This is a genomic window from Halocatena salina (assembly GCF_023115355.1).
GTDB lineage: Archaea > Halobacteriota > Halobacteria > Halobacteriales > Haloarculaceae > Halocatena > Halocatena salina.
The window spans coordinates 296,094-313,644 of record NZ_CP096020.1 but is presented as its reverse complement, the minus strand read 5'-3'; the positions used below and the strand labels follow the sequence as shown (position 1 = coordinate 313,644).

Sequence of the window (17,551 nt, the reverse complement as noted above, 5' to 3'; positions counted from 1 at the left end):
GTCACATCGACCGTAAAGTAACATCCACAGCCGATCAGCAGTCTCGGACTACCATTGTTAACAGTCTACGCTGCTGCCGTCTCACGTATTAACCACACCGGACCCAGTAGACGAGGCTTTCAGGCGGTTCTGGGAGTTCTTCGAAATGTTCGCGGTCGTGAGCTAAGTTGACGGTTGCGTCTTCCGTTGGTTCGAGATTCCGAATCTTCGGGTTCGAGCGAATCGCACAGGAGTTCACGTCGCTTGGTATCGAAATCGACGACGAGGACCTGATCCACCGGAAGTATTTCCGCTCCTTGCCCCATTCGTCCTCGGGATGACGATCTGGCCTCACCGGTCACTGGCGTTGCCGGATTAGCTGGCAACGCTGACGTCGTTGAAGTTCTCGTGAGAGAACAAGCCCCGATCGCTGGGAGAACACTCCAAGAAGCAAACACGAATGAGCTCATTCCTTCTGATATGCTTGTTGTCCGAATCCACCGTGATGAAGGGATGATTATGCCAACGGGACAGACCATGGTCAAGAAAGACGATTTCGTCACGAATGATCGTATCCACGTCAGTACTAAAAAGACATCTCTGGACCGACTGCTCCGTCGGTTCGTTTCAAAACTGCATTCACTGAATTTGTAGTTGCTCTGTCACCCATACTACTGTTTCGCCTGTCTCTGGTGAACTGCTTCGGGTTATGGAATCGGAAATCTCCTGTCTCCAGCAAATCGCTCTGTGATATGCGAGACTACGAGCCACTCGATCTATCTCGACGTAGAAGCAATAAAAGACAGCAGTGAGGTCGTGCAAGCTCGAATATGACCAAATCGGCGCGTGCCGGATGTGAGTGGTTACTCGGTCATGGGGTCGGTGATACAGTGTTGACGAAGATCTGAATCAGTCACTTCGATCTGCCGTGGCGGCGCAAGTGCGCCGTTGTCCTCGTAAGCAACACCAACGCGTCGCTCGCTGACTGAAAGGTGTACGCGTTCAAACGTTCTATGCACCATCGGCACGGCCTGCGTCAGCGCAGAGACGAGCGTCGTTCCCAATAGCTCAGAACGGCGATCCAGCCGACGGGCCATGCGCCAGCAGACACCGCGGCCCAGTGGGCTGGCGACAGCCTGGGAGGGTCGCGTGCACCTGTCCGGTGAAGAGATGATCGCCCATTCTCTGGCTCGCGTTCGCATCGAGCACGTTACGACACTCCCTCCTCGATTTCATCGAACAGTCTTGTGACACGCTGTTCGATCTCATCACGGATTTCGCGCACTCGCTGTCGATCCTGGTTGTGGGGATCGTCTAGAGCCCAGTCGCGCACATCGACATTACTCCCGACCTCGCCCATGTCCAACGTTGAACAGCCCATGGTGACGACGTAGTCACACAACCGAAGCTCCTCGGTCATGATCTCACGGGGAGTTCGATCTGAGAGATCACATCTGGTGTCGTCCATCACGTCGATTACTTCGTCGTGAACGTGCTCGGCCGGTCGTGTGCCGCCAGTCAAGAGATCGACGCGACCGTCAAGATCGCGCCGGTCTCGCTCACGCTCAGCGAATGCGATCGCCATCTGTGAGCGACCGGCGTTTTGGACACACACGAAGGCGATACGAATCGGCGCAGTTGTGTCGGTTGTCGTCGTCATTGTCGTACCTCAGAGTGGGATCAATCGTCGTCAGTCGTCGTCTCGGGCGTCGGTGTGGCTATACTATCAGTTTCAGTATCACTCCAGTCGACGTTGCGCTGGAAGTACAGCGCAACATTGACCAGCGCGAGCAAGACAGGCACTTCGATGAGCGGGCCGATGACGGTTGCAAAGGCGACGCCGGAGCCGACGCCGAACACCGCAACCGCAACCGCGATCGCCAGTTCGAAGTTGTTCGAAGCCGCCGTGAAGCCGATCGCGGTCGTGGTTGAGTAGTCCGCACCGATCCCGCGTCCCATCCCGAAACTCACCAAGAACATCACCACGAAGTAGATCGTCAGCGGCACAGCGATCAACAGGACATCTCCCGGTGCGGCGACGATGTTCCCGCCCTGTGTGGCGAACATCACGATCACGGTAAACAGCAGCGCGATCAGTGTTAGCGGATCGATTGTCGAGATGAATTCTTCGTCGTACCACGCTTCACTCTTAACTCGGGTCCCGATATAACGAGTGAGAAATCCGCCAGCGAAGGGGATCCCGAGGAAGACGACGATCGCCTCGAAGACTTGAATCGGGGTAATATTGAAGCTCGTAATCCCGGCGACAAGCGAATCCATGCCCAACAGTGGCGGGAGGAACAGCCCGAAGAACCAGACGTACACGCCGTAGGTAAGGATCTGGAAAAGGCTGTTGAACGCAACCAGTCCGGTCACGTACTCGGTTGAGCCCTCCGCCAGCTCGTTCCAAACCAGCACCATCGCGATACACCGGGCCATCCCGATGAACACGAGTCCCAGAAAATACTCGGGGCGCGCTGGCAGGCCTGGAACGAGACCACTGAAAAAGACAACCGCCAGCCCGAACATGAGCGTCGGGCCGAGCAGCCAGTTCTGGATGAGACTCAGCCCGAGCACCCGCCAGTTGCTAAAGACGGCTCGAAGCTGTGAGTAGTCGGCCTTCGCTAGCGGGGGATACATCATCAACACCAGACCGATCTCCACGAGACGGAAATTCTGGATCGGTTCCGTTACTGATGGTGCGACGTAACCCAGTCCCACGCCGATCGCCATCGCACCAAAGATCCAGACGGTGAGATACTTATCGAGGAAACCCATCGACCGCGGATCTCCACAGCTCTCACAATCGCAGTCTGACCCATGCTCGTGGGTGGCGTTATTCATGGCTCACACTCCCTTTGAGAACGGTGACGAGTGTGATCGCCCGGTTGGTTGCTCGGTATTTCTTCCAGCGCCCGTCTTTTCGTCCGGTGATGAGTTCGGCGTCGACGAGCGTCGACAGAGCGTGGCTAAGGCCGCTCTCGCTCACGTCGACGATCGCGTGTAACTCACAGACACACAGTTCCTCCTGGGCTGCCACTAGAACTCGAACGAGCGTATACCGCGTCTCGTTGGCAAGCGCGGCAAGCACGTCGAGTTCGGCGTCGACCTGATCTGTTCCGACTTCCGCGTCGAACGTACTGAGTTCATCGAGCCGGCGCTTGACGTCCTCGTTGCGACACTCCCCGAGTTCATCTGCGAGATAGCGTTGAAGTCGCTCCGTCGATTGTGCCATCGACCATTGATTGAATAGATAATCAAGTAACTGTTCCGATTTATTTTCAATTACCCGTCTATACCCGAAATTATAGTGTATATTATATCTATTACTTGAGCAGCTACTAAACCATAACACCCTACACCGGCACTATTATATGATTTCCGCTTCATATGATAGAGTGTTCATATGGGGCAACAGACCGATTCCTACACGTCGTCTTCGCAAGCACAACCGCAAGCGTGCTGCCCGACCGTTCCGGAGCTGTCGATCGAGGGGCTTGAAGACGAAATCGAGATTTTCACAGCACTGGCAAACACGACGCGATATCGAGCGATCCGGCTCCTTGCCGCGGCTGACGGGGAGGTTTGTGTCTGTGATCTCGCCCCACCGCTGGACGTCAGTCAGAGCGCGATCAGCCATGCCCTCTCGCGGCTCTTCGACGCTGGGTTAGTCGACCGCCGAAAGCAGGGGCGCTGGCGATACTACCGGACGACATCACTCGCAGAGGAAGTAATCGACGTGTTCGACGCTGACAGGAGCGTGACCGATAATGAGTGATGACTCTTCATCTCAGAATCGATCCGCTTCGAGAACGGATACAGCCCTCTCCGCACGCGAACAGCGAGAGGCAGTCCGGGCCCGATACTCGGCGATCGCACAAACAGACGGCGAATGTGGTTGTGAACCCCAAACGGGGGCGTCGGCCACCAGTAGCTGTGAGGATGGTGACGTGATTGCATCGGACGCCGAACGGCTCGGCTACACGACGGACGACATAGAAACCGTTGCTTCGGGAGCTGATCTGGGACTCGGGTGTGGGAATCCAACTGCCCTCGCGAGCCTCGAGGCAGGACATACAGTGCTTGACCTCGGGTCTGGTGGCGGCTTCGACTGCTTTCTCGCGGCGCGGGAGGTCGGAGCAGAGGGTCACGTTATCGGCGTCGATATGACGCCGGCGATGGTTGAGCGAGCTCGGAAAAACGTCGAGAAGAATGACGTAGCAAACGTTGAGTTCCGCCTCGGTGAGATCGAGCACCTCCCGATCACGGACGAATCGGTTGATGTGATCATTTCTAACTGCGTGATAAACCTCTCGCCAGACAAACCACAGGTCTTCACCGAGGCGTATCGCGTGCTCCGTCCCGGTGGGCGGCTTGCGATTTCCGATGTCGTCATGACCGCAGAGATTCCCGAGAAGGTCCGCACAGATCCGGAGAGCGTTTCGGGCTGTGTCGCTGGTGCAGCGTCGATCGGCGACCTCGAACGGATGCTTACCGAGGTGGGATTCGAGGAACTGGCGATCGACCCGAAGGACGACAGTCACGAGTTCATCCGCGAGTGGTCCGCGGATCACGACCTCGAAGAGTACATCGTCTCGGCGACGATCGAAGCACGAAAACCGAGTAACGATCTCTGAATCGGAACATGATTACTGGAAACGGTGGACGAAGGCATCGACGAAGAGACGCAAACGGACGACGTATAGGCGACGAACTCGCTGGGATCATTACGTAGATCGAGAATGAACAGCAGTATGCATCCGAGTGACGGCCTACAGTCGGGCAGTCAGGTGTTTTTTGAGAAGCGTTCGATGACACCGTTTCTGGTCGGTGTTCTCGAAACAGACTACAGTGAGCTGTTCGTCGGCACGAAGTCGATCCACGAGTTCAGCGACTGCATCTTTCGCATCCGTAGCTTCGGTGAGATGTGATCGGTACCGGTCTTCGAACCCGACTTCGTCCCAGGCAGCATTATGTGCGCCTTCATCACACAATCCCTGTATCTTGAAATCCTCCTGACGCTGTTTGAACTCGGTGAGGAGCTCTGGTGGGGGACCGAGTGCAGGATAGTTCTCGTCGATCGTCGTTCTGAACGAGTGGGTTGGCCGTCGAACTACTCCCACAAGCGTGGTCTCCGTTGGAACGTCAACGAGATCATGCTGCAGCGCTGCGACGTACGTATCCTGCAAGAGGTCGGTCGTTGTCATGATCCCTGTTTTGGCAGTTCGATGTCCAGGGTAGTCAATCTCTCGGTGGCCGTCTGTAACCGTCTCCATCCAGTGGACTTCCGTGGAGTTGGAGATGGGGCCAGCCTATCCGTCGGAGCCACCCACCAGGTACGATAGCCGATATCAATCGTATGTGAACATTAGTATATTATGAAGAGTATAATTTAAACAGCAATGAATCTCAAACAGGTCGTTACAGTCTATAGACAACCAGACACAGAACACAGATGGCAGCAATACGACCGGAGTTTGAGCACTCGGGAGTGCCGGAAGTTCCTCGTATCGACAGCGTAGATTTCGAACAGGTGACGCGTTTCATGATTGCAGCCTTAGCAATCCCTACAGACTGTTACGTGTGTCGCGTAGTCGGTCACGGGGCCCGACTTGATGGACCGTTATCTGGTGGGTCCTCGATTGCGACGACCGTTGGAGTTGTCAACTGGGATCGTTTATCGATACTCGTCCAGTCGGATGCACTCAGGACGAGCCCATCGGTTCCAGTAGCACCCTCACGCCAATGAAGCGAACCAGAGCGCATTCACTTATTCTCAACTATGTCGTTGGTCGTTTTCTACCCCGTCGAAACCAATGCACGCCACGTATTAGGCCCAACAACACCGTCGATAGGCAGGCGTCGACTGTCTTGGAAACTGCGGACAGCAGCCTCCGTACCAGGACCGAACCGACCGTCGACCGCAATATCGTATCCGAATACCGCATTGAGTTGGTGTTGGGCAACAGAGACTCCGGTACGAGAAGTGTTCATTCCGTCACCACGGCTAAGAACGATCGTAGCCAACGCTTCCCACGTATATGGTCCAACGATACCGTCGACGGTTAGGTTCTGCTCGCGCTGAAAATCAGTTACTGCACCTTCAGTTGCAGGACCGTAAATCCCATCGTAATACTCCAGATGATGATGGAACTCTGCTAACAGCCCCTGAATAGTGAGTACATCAGGTCCTTCAGCACCCTGTGAATAGGTCGGCCAGGTGTATGCTCTCGCTTCTCCAGTCACAGTTGCAATGCCTGCGAAACTCACAATACCAGCGCCGGCAGCTTTTTTCATAAACTCTCGACGGTCGAATAATGAATCACTTTGATGAGGGTGGTCGTCTGTTGATTCTGCTGATCGTGTCGGATGATTGCGTCCCATTAGTGTTTATTTGGTTGTAGACTACCACTCGATTAAGAGGGCACGGTCAAGTCTTTGTGCGATTAGTGTATCATCGAACAGTTTTTCGATGATACAGTTCATCTACCCATACTGTAATCGCCTCAATTGATATTATTTTATTTATAGGAATTGTTTATAGTATAAATCCTTTTCTATATATAGGTATAGCTTATTATAACTTAGTCATAGTTTGCAAATGATATTTTAACTCTTTGGTAGTATTGTATACGCACACATCAAATATCATTACAAATAGTATGCGATAGATTGTCTATCGGTAGTCGAACGAGAATCGTATCCTCAACGAGGAATGTACCGTGTTCTTCTCGTTTCGTGTCTTGTGGTGGGGTGGTGTATCGTCGGGGTGGTCTCATCGTCATCGACGCGGCTTACCAAGACGAGAGCGAGGGCGACCCATCGCTTGGAAGATCCGTTCCAGCGCGCCGAAACTTCCGCAACGCCGTATCGTACCTAACGACCCGCGAGGAGTCCGGCCTCCGTCTATGCAATCGGTATCGATGTTAATCTATTTGATGAGTTCCGCGAGGACGCCGAGTAAGCAGGCTGCTCAAATGTCCCGTGTATCCCGGTGACGCACGCGAGTTAGAATCTTCGCGTTCGGGATCACGGCTCCGGACTCCATCGTTGGGGTACTCTCCATTCAATAGAACTGCTCGAAATCGTTGGAGCCTTTGGTCGTCCATTGATAGCTCATCGGTGTCGGAAACGTTGGATGTAGTGGTGCGTGTACAATGTGACTGGGAAAGACAACATTCGTTTATATAATAATTTCTATATTAATGGCCGGTTTGCTCGACGTCCGTCATCAAAATCACGGTGTTCGATACACAGTTACACAGCGGGAAAATATTTATCTGAGGAATATTATATATTCATATAATGAACGGAATTGGTGTACTAATTGGGTTGTATGCCATTGTACTCGGATTTCTCGGGATATTCGCCCCGCAGTTGCTCTTCAAACTTCGACATCCGATCTCAGTTACGAAGGAATCACAATTAAGTGGCAGTGGTGTGGTTCTCTATCGGCTCGGTGGTATCTTGTCCATCATTATCGGCCTTTTTGTTATGGCTGCGATATGAGTGTGCTCATACTCGGTGTCGATCGCAGTGGTGAGCGTTTCGAGCATCGACTTGCAAGCCCCGTTCGGTCCGAAGATTCCAACGACTGCGCCACGCTCTACGTGCAGGGACACGTCGTCCGGCGCTACGATCGTGGCCTACCCTGGGTGTATACTTTCCGAAGCCCATCGACGACGAGTACACGTTTGATCCCGAAGATAATTCATGGGTCATCGGTCGTCTTCAATGATCTCGACGGGTCCCTACATGCTGTCGGTCTGCACCTGCTATCCCGTCTCGATACCCTGGGTGGCTTCGGGCACTACCATCACGGCCGACAATCCGTATTCACGCGCGACAAGTCACCGCGGCATCGCCGCATTCGTGCACTGTGACTCATCTGAATGGCAAATGAAATGATCTACTCAAGTACTGTCGACGAGCCACGGTCGCGATGAAGTGTTAATTGAACATCAACACACCCTCAATCATGTTCTATTATTGAATAGTCTGCAGTATTATTTATGTCAATTATTCTGAATAAGAGTGAACTTCACCTACAGATTAAACATAATAATTATGATTATATAGGATAGAACTGTTTGTTATCGAAAGCCATTTGTATCCTATCCTGTATCGAAATTAGTATATGACGAATGAGAAGGAACGAACTGATTCGTTCAGTACCCCATGTGTTTCGGCGAATACCGCATCGATCACCGGAATTGTTGACTACGTGTCGTGGTATCGAGATGAACCGTTACTCAAGTTTGCTCAACCAGGAGTTGCAATCCACCAGCGACCAGATATAGCCCTGACTGAATTTATTGATACTAACGTCAAAGTAGTAATTTCTGAAAATAAATACTGTACAGAGTGCGGGAAGAAAACAGAATCATCACCATGTCCAGACTGTGCCGGAGAACCACCCTACACGTCGTGCGTGATGTGTCCTACAATTCATTGTGATTATATGAATTGTCCGTATCCGGACTACAAGCAACGATCGTGTTCACATACGCATGTTGTTTACTTTGTGACTACCGATAGGGTGAAGGTCGGTATTACTCGGGAATCCCGTGCTCGAAGGCGATGGGCTGAACAAGGTGCATCGCATGCGATACCGATCGCTCGAGCACCGAACAGGAAGGCAGCTGGGATCATCGAAACAGCTCTTAGTACAAAATGGTCACATCGCCGTCATCACCGCTGGTACCAACCGATGGACGATAGTGTTCAGCGATTGGTAGACGACACTCTCTCAGCAATAGATCTGATTCCTAAGCAACTTCGCCCCTGTTTTCTCTGGGAGGATGCTAGTGAAGAGGTGGTCCGAGACGCCGTCGTAGAACTTCCATCAGTCGAATCGTCTTCTCTTGAGGGCGGGTTGGTTCCATCCGATTGTATGATGAACGCAGGTGAAACACGAGAAGGGCGTGTTCTCGGAATCCGTGGGCGGCTAATTGCAACTGACGGATTTGTAATAAATCTCAACACATATAGTGGCCATGTTATCACACTTGAGACGAATGATCCGTTTTTTGAAGATGCCGATCTTCGTGTGAAAGTGGACTCAGAGCGTTCTTCCCAAGACATTGACCCGGACCGTGAAGATGTTCTCATCTCTGAGGAGGTAACAGCATGACAAAGTTCGAATATGATCAAACCACAGATGAATATGGTGAAAAATTGACGATCAAGTTTGACTACGATGAGGACACCAAAAACCGGATCAAGAGTCTCCCGTGGGACACGACCCACCGTCGATGGAATCCCGAAATAAGTGCATGGACGATTGAACTGACTCCAGCAAGTATCGAGGCGTTCGAGTCCGAGTTCGATGTCAGTGTTCCAGTCGAGTACAAACCACCAGGAAACAACGACGATGGAAAACAGGATCCGTCGACGAGAACGGACGAGAATTCGTCCGAGAGCCAGACGGCAGCCGAGCAAGCGGAATCTACCAATACTAGCAGTCATTCCTCAGCAAAGTACGATGAGGAAGCAATCGAGGATGCACTCACTGACACGTGTAACCTATCGACCAGTGGCCACGGATTAACAGTCTATCCTTCAAACCAGCGGATTGACGACGTTCCGACGTATGTGTATGACGTCCTCATCACTATGGACGAACAAGCGCAGTCAGAAGATGATCGGCGGCAGCGAGCATACACTGCGATGCGTGAGATTCGCGAAAAGTATGACGACCATGCACCGCCGATGGCATATGCTGGAGATCTCGAAATCGTAGCTCTTCAGCCGATTCCTGGCGACGGAACTCTTGAGAGTGATGGCGTTCGAGAGCTGAAATCAGCTGGAGAACGAACACTGAATCTCTTGGATCGCGCCGAACGAGAGCAAATCCGTCGTCTCGTAGAGGAGGCGTTTAAACAGCAAGTGGTGGAACAAGGGTTCATTGTTCATTCAATGAATAAGATTCTCAAGAGTGAGCCGATACCAATCCAGGCTGGTACAGGAAATTTTCATCTATACGAGCGGTTTGACTGCGCGATTACAGTTATGGCATCTGGCCAAGTTTATCTCCACGTCAATCCAAAAACGCGGGTTGAGACGAAATATACCCTTGACAAGATCGATAACCAGCGTCTCTATCCAGGGCTTCGACTCGTTACGACCTACAACGGTCGGGGGTATAGACTCGGCTGCGTGCAGGCCGAACATGCGACTGATCCCGTGATCGATGCTGAAACAAGCGTGGTCGATTACCATCGTAACAAGAACCCGTTAGTTGACGACGATACCGTTGCGATGATCGAGCGTATGAACCGGCGTGTCATTTCCGCCTATCCGATGGGATCGGGGAATCAGCAGATATTTCCGCAGGAACTACTCGCTCTTCAGGGTCATACCGAGAATCTCTCGCAGTTCGATGAGGAGTTCTGGTCTGAAGCCCAGCCACGTATGCGGCGCGCAGCATCTGCCCGCGTCGAAAATGCTGTTGAATTTGCCCAACAGATCGGCGACATCGCATTTGATAAAACAGAGATCTCATTCTCTGTTGATGCTCCGTTGTTTACTGGTGATGATCATCTCCGTGTTGAGCAGCTGTACGAGATGAACGATGTTCTCACATTCGAGGACGGACGTACCGGTTCGCATCCAAAGGAAGTCGAGAGTAAAGGCGTCTACGAACCCCCCGCGTCGTTCAATGTCCTCTACGTGTACCCCCAGCAGCTAGAAGGTGAACGTGCCGACTCGTTTTGGAACGTGTTCTCACGAAAACTCCGATCAATGGGTGCCGAGCCAGACTCTATAGAGGCTATTACGTTTAGTCCGACCCCCAAAAGCGAGGCCCCTGGTGACGTTGATATTCAAGTTGGACGTCAGCTTCCGACCGATCACGGTTTCGACGCTGCTCTCGTGGTTCTGCCTCCCGAGAAAAGTGCGATCACCAAATTCTACCAGCCCTACGACGAACTGAAAGAGGTATTTGCTGAGAAAGGGCTACACTCGCAGATGATCGACAGAAAGTCGATGAAAGAAACAGGATATCACAAGAACATCGCGTTAGGGCTGGTTAGCGCTGCTGGTGGTATCCCGTTCACTGTAGAGGACTCGCTTCCAGGTGATGCCGATCTCTATCTTGCATTCGATGTTGGCCAGTATTTCGACGACGATGACGACGGTCTACAAGATGGCATCAGGGTTGGGGCTTCTGTAACGGCGATTACGAACGAAGGTGCTGTGCTCGGATATGCACACACTGGTCCCCAAACGGGTGAACGTATCCCTGCATCGGCGCTTCGGCGAATCACCCGTCAATCCTTATTGGGGTACGAAGAGCACTGTCGTGGCACGCCAGACCATATTATTATCCACCGAGATGGCTTCATGAATGATCCAATCGAACCAGCCCTTGAACTCCTTGAGAGAGATGGAATCTCGTACGATGTCGTCGAAATCCGTAAGCAAGCGCCTGCTCGAATCGTGAATCAAGAGGGGTTCGCAAATCCCGACAAGGGAATTGCCTGTATCAACGATGAACAAAATCTCGCGTATGTAGCGACCTATGGCTATCCAGAACCGCTTGCTAAAGGAACGACAGGGACGCCTCGACCGATTACTGTAGCACGTAAGCACGGTACCACAAATATCGAGACGCTAGTTCGGCAAATCTATCTTCTCACCCAATGCCACATAGGCGTCGCAAATACGACAACTCGCCTTCCGATTACAACAGCGTATGCAGATCAAGCGGCGACAGCAGCAGCGAAGGGCCACCTCCCTCTGACAACTGATCTTGAAACGGGCATCGGTTTTCTCTAACCGAACGTATCTGCCATCTTGGATCTTGGTACAGTGCTACGATCGACGAGGGCATCCACTCGACAGTATTGAGGCTCGTCGGGGACCAACCCATCGCAGTACCATATAACAGAACCGCGCCGACGATCTGGATTTCATAAGTGTCTGTACGTGATAAGTCCACCTACCCGACTGCTGTTGATAAGGAAGAGAGGAACCGGATTGTGTTATTGCTTCTCTCGATACGACGGTGCGGATGCCTCCCCCGGGAGTCCCCCCTTGTAGACAGTGTTCGTTTTGCGAAGCGCACTGATGTCCGACAGAGGATCGGTGTCGATCGCTACGAAATCAGCGTGATTGCCGGGTTTGATCCCACCGACACGGTCGTCAGGAATCGTACGGGCTGCGACGCTTGTTGCGGCCTTGACAACGTCCATTTCGGTCATACCGATTTCCTCAACGAACAATTCAGCCTCAAGCAAATTTTCCGTCCCGTAAGGCGTGAATTCGTTACCGAGGAAGTCCGTCGCAAGGGCGATTGGCACGCCGGCCTCATACGCCGATTGAGTGGACTCAATGTGCGCTTCCCAGGCTTCGCGAGCCTTTCGGAGCCCGTACTCCGGCATGCCATGGTCTGATCCCTCAGTAACAATCTGGTGCATCACCGAGAGTGTCGGCACGAACGTAGCGTCGGTCTCCAACATCATCTCAATTGCCTTGTCATCCAAATAGAAACCGTGTTCGATCGTGTCGACCCCGTTGCGCAGGGCGGATTTAACTCCCTCACTCCCTTGGGCGTGGGAGGCGACATCGATCCCGACACGATGAGCCTCGTCCGTGATTACTGCGATCTCATCGTCCGTATACTGCTGTTGTTGAGGATGATCCTTTTCCGATAGTACTCCACCGGTCGTCGCGATTTTCAAGAGGTCGACGCCTTCTCTGATGTTTCGACGTGCTGCTTTTCGACATTCGGCGGGACCATCCGCAAGAATTCGATCGCTGAACCAGTTCGACCGGGTATGCGGACTCTGGTCGATATCAAGCCATTCGATAGGAAGGAAATGGGCGTCTATGTGACCACCGGTCTGGTTGATAGGCGGCCCGCTAGAGAAGACGCGTGGACCGGGGATATCACCTGTATTGATTGCTGCTTTGAGTCCAAGAGCTGTTCCACTGCCAACATCACGGACAGTGGTGAAGCCCGCGTCGAGGAGCTTTCGGCAGTCGGCAGTTGCACGAGCAGCGCTTTCAACCCTTCCAGTCGTCAGTGCCTGAAACGGATTCATCGACTGCTTGCCGGTGAGATGCACGTGCGCGTCGATCAAGCCGGGGATAACGATTTCATTGGAGTGGTCGATTTGCTCTGCGTTGTCCGGTACGGAGACCGACTCTTGAGGGCCAATCTCTTCAATGATCCCGTCCTTGACGAGAACAACTGCGTCTCGTATCGGTTCATCAGCTATCCCATCGATGAGCGTACCACAGTCGAAAGTTTTCATACGGTTCATCACTTTTACTATCGGCCACTATGTTAAGTACGCACACCTCGACAAATCATAAACATGCCTTGTTGCAGCGCTAGCTAATGCTGCTCTTAGCCAATTTCCTGGTGTCACTCACAACCCTCATAATAAAACTGATGCTATATCGGATGTTCGGACGTCCGCGATGATCGATGGGCTCTGTTTGTGCACGAGACCCACGAGGATACGTTCGATTGCGACGACAGCAAAACGGATATCTGGTCTCATAAGGCAGCCCATATCCGCAGGGGGTTACTTCACGATCCTTCTGAGAGATCCTCGGGGACACACCAGCTCAACGCTCGCACCCGGAGAGTTATACTCACTCTCCAAGAAACAAGTAGTGATGATCATTACAAAGGCTGGTGACGGCTATCAGTTCGTTACGCAACCGGATCATGCAACTCTCTCTGGACGGCTGGCAGCCCACTGGGGTAACGACGAGTTCGACCAGCCTGCTCCCCATTCGGCGGTCTGTCTTGCAGCCGAACACCACGATCACGGCTGGCGGAGCTACGATCTGCGCCCTCACATCGACGACGACGGGACACCGAGGAATTTCACCAACGTCCCTGGTGAGGAGTGGGTGGAATTCTATACTTACGGTATCGAGGCGGTTGCTGAAGTTGACGCTTATGCAGGGTTATTAACCTCAATGCACGCGACAGGCTTACGTCGAGGCGGCTATGGGGCCCGCCCATCGATCCCCGATCTCTCGGATGGCCCACCGTATGAGTCGTTCGTCGCCGACCAAGAGCAGTTCCAGCGCGATCTCCTTGCGGATCTGCAGGACGGTCGCTACAGCTCATACACGGATCCAGACGAACAGGAGTTTCTTTCGAGACTGCACGAGACTGGTGATGCTGAGGAGGCGAACTCGACCCCTGAGGAAAGCCGACTCTGGACGAATTATCTCCTGCTTCAAACGTTCGACGTGCTCTCATTGTACTTCTGTGGAGCGTCGGAACTCGGCCGTACAGAGGTTGGACCAGTACCTACACCTACTGCTGACGGACGCCTCTCGTTGACAGTCGAACCGATCGGCCCATCGACGGTGGAGGTAGAACCATCGCCGTTTGATACTGCTCCGCTCACACTGTCAGTAACAACACGGACCGTCCCGAAGATGGACGCAGATGAAAAAGAAACGGAGATCGTTGCGGCGTACTACGGCGCGGAGCAACGACAGACCGAGTTTACGCTGTACTAAGTGATCTGAGGGTCCCAAAACGGGAGTAGACATCGGTCGGGATGCCGAAGCAGCCGAGCAGTTTTTCCGTCAGTAGGGAGTGTGTATTCAGCGGTGGTGAGTGTTTCAAAACATGATTTCTACACCATCTCAATCGACGTACCCTGCACAATATTGTTGACACGAATCAGATTCGTTGTGATGATCGTTGGGCTCTATGAGACCTAGATACCGTGTGTATTCTACCAAACGCCAATACGTGAACGGAAACACCCAAGCAACATTCAGTTGTTCCACATTCTGGGAACCGTCCATCACTCTTTATTAGTCGTCCTCCGAGAGCGCGTATGAACTGGCGAGATCCCTCAATCAGTCGACCGAACTCAGTAACCGGCCGTAATCAGAGGTGGCAGTGATCGATGAGTGAGAAGCTCACGTCTCGGTACGCGGAGCTACTCACATCACACAGCAGACTGATAATCGCTCTGTTGCTCGTTGTTACTACTGTCGTTGGTGTGGGTTCTGTCGTTGGCACGACTGAGGAGGGACAGATCGGACAGGCCGGTATCGATTCCCCAGAGCAGACGGCACTCGATCGGATCGATTCGACGTACGGTGCCGACGATGCTGTCGTTGCACAAGTCGTCGTCAGAGACGAAGGGAGTGACATCCTCACGCGTGAATCATTGCTACGAAGTCTCCGCCTGCAACAGGAACTCCGTGAAAACGAGTCCATTAACGCGACGCTTCGTAACGAAACGGGGATGATCGGCATCGAAAACGTGGTTGCAAACGTCGCGTACGCTCACGAACAGGCCGACCAAGCACCCACATCGGACCCCGAAAACGATTCTACGACAGCGGCTTCAAGGCCAGGTCAGCAGTCATCACCGACCCTCGATCAGCAGATCGCAGCCCTCGAATCCAGCTCCGACGAGCAAGTTGAGACGTATCTTAGTCGCATCCTCGACTCGAATGGGACCGTTTCAGGCAGCAATCCAACCGAGTTCCTGTCAACGGGGTATAAATCGGGGACGACCACTGCGGAAGCCAGAACAACGCTCGTTTTTCAGCAGAATCCGAGTGAGGTGGACGCCACTACCCAGACGGTGAACGACGCTCAGGTTGCTATCGATTCGCTGGTCGATAAGCAGTTTACCGACGCGTTCGTGTTCGGACAGGGTATCATCGATGCGGAATCCTCACAGGCTATCGGTGATACGTTCATCATCATCACACCTGTTGCAATCGTCCTCCTCCTCGTCGTTCTGACCATCGCCTACCGTGATCTCATGGACGTGCTCGTGAGCGTCTTTGGAATTGGCGTCGTGATGGTCTGGTACACTGGCATACAGGGGTGGCTCGGAATACCGTCGAATTCGACGCTCATCGCCGTGCCGTTCTTACTCATCGGTCTCAGTATTGACTATTCGTTACACGTCGTCATGCGCTATCGGGAGGCACGAGAAGGCGTGCTCGACGGCAATGATGAGTCTATCGATCGGCGAGATCCCACGTCTGCAATGAATATCGGGATTGCTGGCGTCGTTCTTGCGTTGGTGACTGCCGCGTTCTCGACGGCCGTCGGCTTTTTCTCGAACTACATCAGTCCACTGGGATCGATTCAGGATTTCGCTATCCTGAGTGGTGTCGGCATCGTCGCCATATTCCTCGTCTTTGGGGCACTCATACCAGCCATCAAGCTCGAACTCGAACAGTTGTTCGAGCGCTGTAACCGTGACCGGCATACTCCCGCTGTCGGCATTGGCTCGGGACGATTAAACCGTATTCTTTCGGGCGTCTCGACGCTCGTCCAGCGTGTACCCATCGTCGTCCTCGTGGTTTCGGTGGTGCTTGCCTCCGCAGGTGTCTATGGTGCAACAGGCATCGATACGGAGTTCAACCAAGCCGATTTCATCCCACAGGATGCGCCGGAATGGATGAATTCCCTCCCGGGACCGTTCGCACCCGGTGATTACGAGGTGAGTGAAAACCTCGATTATCTGAGCGACAACTTCCGCCAACGCGGACAGAACGCGGAGGGGCAGATACTGATACGCGGCGACGTGACTGCACCGACGTTGCTCACCGCCACAGATGACGTAACCCACAACACGGACCGCAGTGGGACGATCGTCGTTGGTAGTGATGGACGCGCCGCGATCGAGAGTCCAGCGTCCGTCATTCGCAGTGTCGCTGCCGAAAATCAGACGGTCGCCACCGCGATCGAAACACGTGACACGAACGGTGATGGTCTCCCGAATCGGGATGTCGAGGCGGTTTATGATCTCGTGTTCGAAACCGCTCCCGACCAAGCCTCTTCGGTGCTCTACAGGGCGGACAATGGTTCGTACGAATCCGCTCGCCTGATCGTCGGCGTGCAGGGCAACGCTTCGGCGCAGTCGGTCGCAGGCGATGTTCGGGACGTCGCAGCGTCGATCGAAGAAACCACACCGGTAACAGCGGTCGCAACGGGCGGCCCGGTCATCACCGCAGTCGTTCAGAGTGGGCTGTTCGAAACCCTCATCGAAGGGTTCGCTATCACGCTTGGTGTCATCCTTGCTCTTCTCGTCGGGCTGTACTGGTGGCGGTACCGTGCGCCAGGGCTGGGTGTCCTAACGCTCGTCCCCGTGGTCATCGCTCTCGCATGGTTACTCGGAACGATGGCCGTACTCGACGTTCCGTTCAACAGCGAAACTGTCGTTATCACGAGTCTGGCGATCGGGCTTGGTGTGGATTACAGCATCCACGTCAGCGAACGATTCGTCGACGAACGCGCTCGACACGACTCACTCGCAGACACACTGACGACGGCACTCACAGGAACCGGCGGAGCATTGCTCGGCAGTGCAGTAACGACAGCTGCTGGCTTCGGCGTGCTAGCACTAGCGCTGTCACCACCGCTACAGCGGTTCGGTATCGTGACTGGACTCAGTATCGTTTATGCGTTCATCGCGTGTATGACCGTGCTTCCGTGCTTGCTCATACTGCGTAAACGCTTGCTCGCTCGGCTCGCCTAGGCACATGCCCGTCCATGGAGCTCGATGAATGGATTTCCGTTCGGATTCCATGATACGGTGGGTGTTCCTCGATGACGAAC

The 17,551-nt window shown here is 53.4% G+C and carries 17 protein-coding genes; 8 read left to right on the top strand and 9 right to left on the bottom strand.

All coding sequences use genetic code 11. From position 1 onward, the window contains the following. Positions 1 to 88 precede the first annotated feature (88 nt). A complete protein-coding gene (locus MW046_RS19595) occupies positions 89 to 334 on the bottom strand; it encodes a hypothetical protein (RefSeq protein ID WP_368411419.1) in 246 nt (81 codons plus the stop codon). A gap of 53 nt (positions 335 to 387) precedes the next feature. On the opposite strand from MW046_RS19595, the gene MW046_RS19590 reads away from it, so the two are divergent. Further along, positions 388 to 633: a TrkA C-terminal domain-containing protein gene (locus MW046_RS19590; RefSeq protein WP_368411418.1), complete on the top strand. Its 246-nt coding sequence runs from the start codon at positions 388 to 390 to the stop codon at positions 631 to 633. Positions 634 to 842: 209 nt separating this feature from the next. Here MW046_RS19590 and MW046_RS14295 read toward each other — a convergent pair whose 3' ends face one another. From MW046_RS14295 to MW046_RS14280, 4 genes are read right to left on the bottom strand one after another with little or no spacing between them, the layout of a single operon-like run. Further along, the gene (locus tag MW046_RS14295) at positions 843 to 1,181 is read right to left on the bottom strand and encodes a hypothetical protein (RefSeq protein WP_247994840.1); all 339 of its coding nucleotides are present in this window, start codon (positions 1,179 to 1,181) and stop codon (positions 843 to 845) included. A gap of 8 nt (positions 1,182 to 1,189) precedes the next feature. Further along, positions 1,190 to 1,639: an arsenate-mycothiol transferase ArsC gene (locus MW046_RS14290; RefSeq protein ID WP_247994839.1), complete on the bottom strand. Its 450-nt coding sequence runs from the start codon at positions 1,637 to 1,639 to the stop codon at positions 1,190 to 1,192. Positions 1,640 to 1,659: 20 nt separating this feature from the next. Then, complete coding sequence (arsB, locus tag MW046_RS14285) at positions 1,660 to 2,823, bottom strand: ACR3 family arsenite efflux transporter (RefSeq protein WP_247994838.1); 1,164 nt, start codon at positions 2,821 to 2,823, stop codon at positions 1,660 to 1,662. Then, positions 2,816 to 3,214 (bottom strand): ArsR/SmtB family transcription factor, encoded by a 399-nt coding sequence (locus MW046_RS14280; RefSeq protein ID WP_247994837.1) that lies wholly within the window; start codon positions 3,212 to 3,214, stop codon positions 2,816 to 2,818. The genes arsB and MW046_RS14280 overlap by 8 nt, the downstream gene beginning before the upstream one ends. A gap of 171 nt (positions 3,215 to 3,385) precedes the next feature. On the opposite strand from MW046_RS14280, the gene MW046_RS14275 reads away from it, so the two are divergent. Together MW046_RS14275 and MW046_RS14270 are read left to right on the top strand one after the other, a co-directional pair. Then, complete coding sequence (locus MW046_RS14275) at positions 3,386 to 3,757, top strand: ArsR/SmtB family transcription factor (RefSeq protein WP_247994836.1); 372 nt, start codon at positions 3,386 to 3,388, stop codon at positions 3,755 to 3,757. Beyond that, a complete protein-coding gene (locus MW046_RS14270; RefSeq protein WP_247994835.1) occupies positions 3,750 to 4,616 on the top strand; it encodes an arsenite methyltransferase in 867 nt (288 codons plus the stop codon). The genes MW046_RS14275 and MW046_RS14270 overlap by 8 nt, the downstream gene beginning before the upstream one ends. Before the next feature lie 135 nt (positions 4,617 to 4,751). On the opposite strand, the gene MW046_RS14265 is transcribed toward MW046_RS14270, so the two are convergent. Next, on the bottom strand, positions 4,752 to 5,186 hold the full coding sequence (locus tag MW046_RS14265) for a DUF488 domain-containing protein (RefSeq protein ID WP_247995228.1): 435 nt from the start codon (positions 5,184 to 5,186) through the stop codon (positions 4,752 to 4,754). 592 nt (positions 5,187 to 5,778) lie between these two features. Continuing rightward, a complete protein-coding gene (locus tag MW046_RS14260; RefSeq protein ID WP_247994834.1) occupies positions 5,779 to 6,363 on the bottom strand; it encodes a peptidoglycan-binding domain-containing protein in 585 nt (194 codons plus the stop codon). A gap of 921 nt (positions 6,364 to 7,284) precedes the next feature. Between MW046_RS14260 and MW046_RS19830 the strand changes: the two genes are divergently transcribed. After that, entirely contained in the window at positions 7,285 to 7,488 is a 204-nt protein-coding gene (locus tag MW046_RS19830; RefSeq protein WP_497007301.1) for a DUF6199 family natural product biosynthesis protein, read from the top strand. Here MW046_RS19830 and MW046_RS14255 read toward each other — a convergent pair. Continuing rightward, a complete protein-coding gene (locus MW046_RS14255; RefSeq protein WP_247994833.1) occupies positions 7,428 to 7,601 on the bottom strand; it encodes a P-loop NTPase family protein in 174 nt (57 codons plus the stop codon). The genes MW046_RS19830 and MW046_RS14255 overlap by 61 nt on opposite strands. Before the next feature lie 515 nt (positions 7,602 to 8,116). On the opposite strand from MW046_RS14255, the gene MW046_RS14250 reads away from it, so the two are divergent. Together MW046_RS14250 and MW046_RS14245 are read left to right on the top strand one after the other, a co-directional pair. Further along, a complete protein-coding gene (locus MW046_RS14250) occupies positions 8,117 to 9,112 on the top strand; it encodes a DUF2797 domain-containing protein (RefSeq protein ID WP_247994832.1) in 996 nt (331 codons plus the stop codon). 536 nt (positions 9,113 to 9,648) lie between these two features. Next, a complete protein-coding gene (locus tag MW046_RS14245) occupies positions 9,649 to 11,757 on the top strand; it encodes a Piwi domain-containing protein (RefSeq protein WP_247994831.1) in 2,109 nt (702 codons plus the stop codon). Between the two features lie 206 nt (positions 11,758 to 11,963). Here the strand turns inward: MW046_RS14245 and MW046_RS14240 are convergent, their stop codons facing one another. Next, positions 11,964 to 13,238, bottom strand: a complete 1,275-nt coding sequence (locus MW046_RS14240; RefSeq protein ID WP_247994830.1) for a metal-dependent hydrolase family protein — start codon at positions 13,236 to 13,238, stop codon at positions 11,964 to 11,966. 370 nt (positions 13,239 to 13,608) lie between these two features. On the opposite strand from MW046_RS14240, the gene MW046_RS14235 reads away from it, so the two are divergent. Both MW046_RS14235 and MW046_RS14230 read left to right on the top strand, forming a co-directional pair. After that, entirely contained in the window at positions 13,609 to 14,472 is an 864-nt protein-coding gene (locus MW046_RS14235) for a DUF3891 family protein (RefSeq protein ID WP_247994829.1), read from the top strand. A 398-nt stretch (positions 14,473 to 14,870) separates the two neighbouring features. Continuing rightward, complete coding sequence (locus MW046_RS14230) at positions 14,871 to 17,471, top strand: efflux RND transporter permease subunit (RefSeq protein ID WP_247994828.1); 2,601 nt, start codon at positions 14,871 to 14,873, stop codon at positions 17,469 to 17,471. Positions 17,472 to 17,551 lie beyond the last annotated feature (80 nt).

Coding starts and splice junctions, on each gene's coding strand:
- MW046_RS14230 (WP_247994828.1), top strand. CDS start 14,871: ATGAGTGAGAAGCTCACGTCTCGGTACGCGGAGCTACTCACATCACAC.
- MW046_RS14265 (WP_247995228.1), bottom strand. CDS start 5,186: ATGACAACGACCGACCTCTTGCAGGATACGTACGTCGCAGCGCTGCAG.
- MW046_RS14270 (WP_247994835.1), top strand. CDS start 3,750: ATGAGTGATGACTCTTCATCTCAGAATCGATCCGCTTCGAGAACGGAT.
- MW046_RS14250 (WP_247994832.1), top strand. CDS start 8,117: ATGACGAATGAGAAGGAACGAACTGATTCGTTCAGTACCCCATGTGTT.
- arsB (WP_247994838.1), bottom strand. CDS start 2,823: ATGAATAACGCCACCCACGAGCATGGGTCAGACTGCGATTGTGAGAGC.
- MW046_RS19830 (WP_497007301.1), top strand. CDS start 7,285: ATGAACGGAATTGGTGTACTAATTGGGTTGTATGCCATTGTACTCGGA.
- MW046_RS14235 (WP_247994829.1), top strand. CDS start 13,609: ATGATCATTACAAAGGCTGGTGACGGCTATCAGTTCGTTACGCAACCG.
- MW046_RS14245 (WP_247994831.1), top strand. CDS start 9,649: ATGCGTGAGATTCGCGAAAAGTATGACGACCATGCACCGCCGATGGCA.
- MW046_RS14240 (WP_247994830.1), bottom strand. CDS start 13,238: ATGAAAACTTTCGACTGTGGTACGCTCATCGATGGGATAGCTGATGAA.
- MW046_RS14260 (WP_247994834.1), bottom strand. CDS start 6,363: ATGGGACGCAATCATCCGACACGATCAGCAGAATCAACAGACGACCAC.
- MW046_RS14290 (WP_247994839.1), bottom strand. CDS start 1,639: ATGACGACGACAACCGACACAACTGCGCCGATTCGTATCGCCTTCGTG.
- MW046_RS14280 (WP_247994837.1), bottom strand. CDS start 3,214: ATGGCACAATCGACGGAGCGACTTCAACGCTATCTCGCAGATGAACTC.
- MW046_RS14295 (WP_247994840.1), bottom strand. CDS start 1,181: ATGCGAACGCGAGCCAGAGAATGGGCGATCATCTCTTCACCGGACAGG.
- MW046_RS14275 (WP_247994836.1), top strand. CDS start 3,386: ATGGGGCAACAGACCGATTCCTACACGTCGTCTTCGCAAGCACAACCG.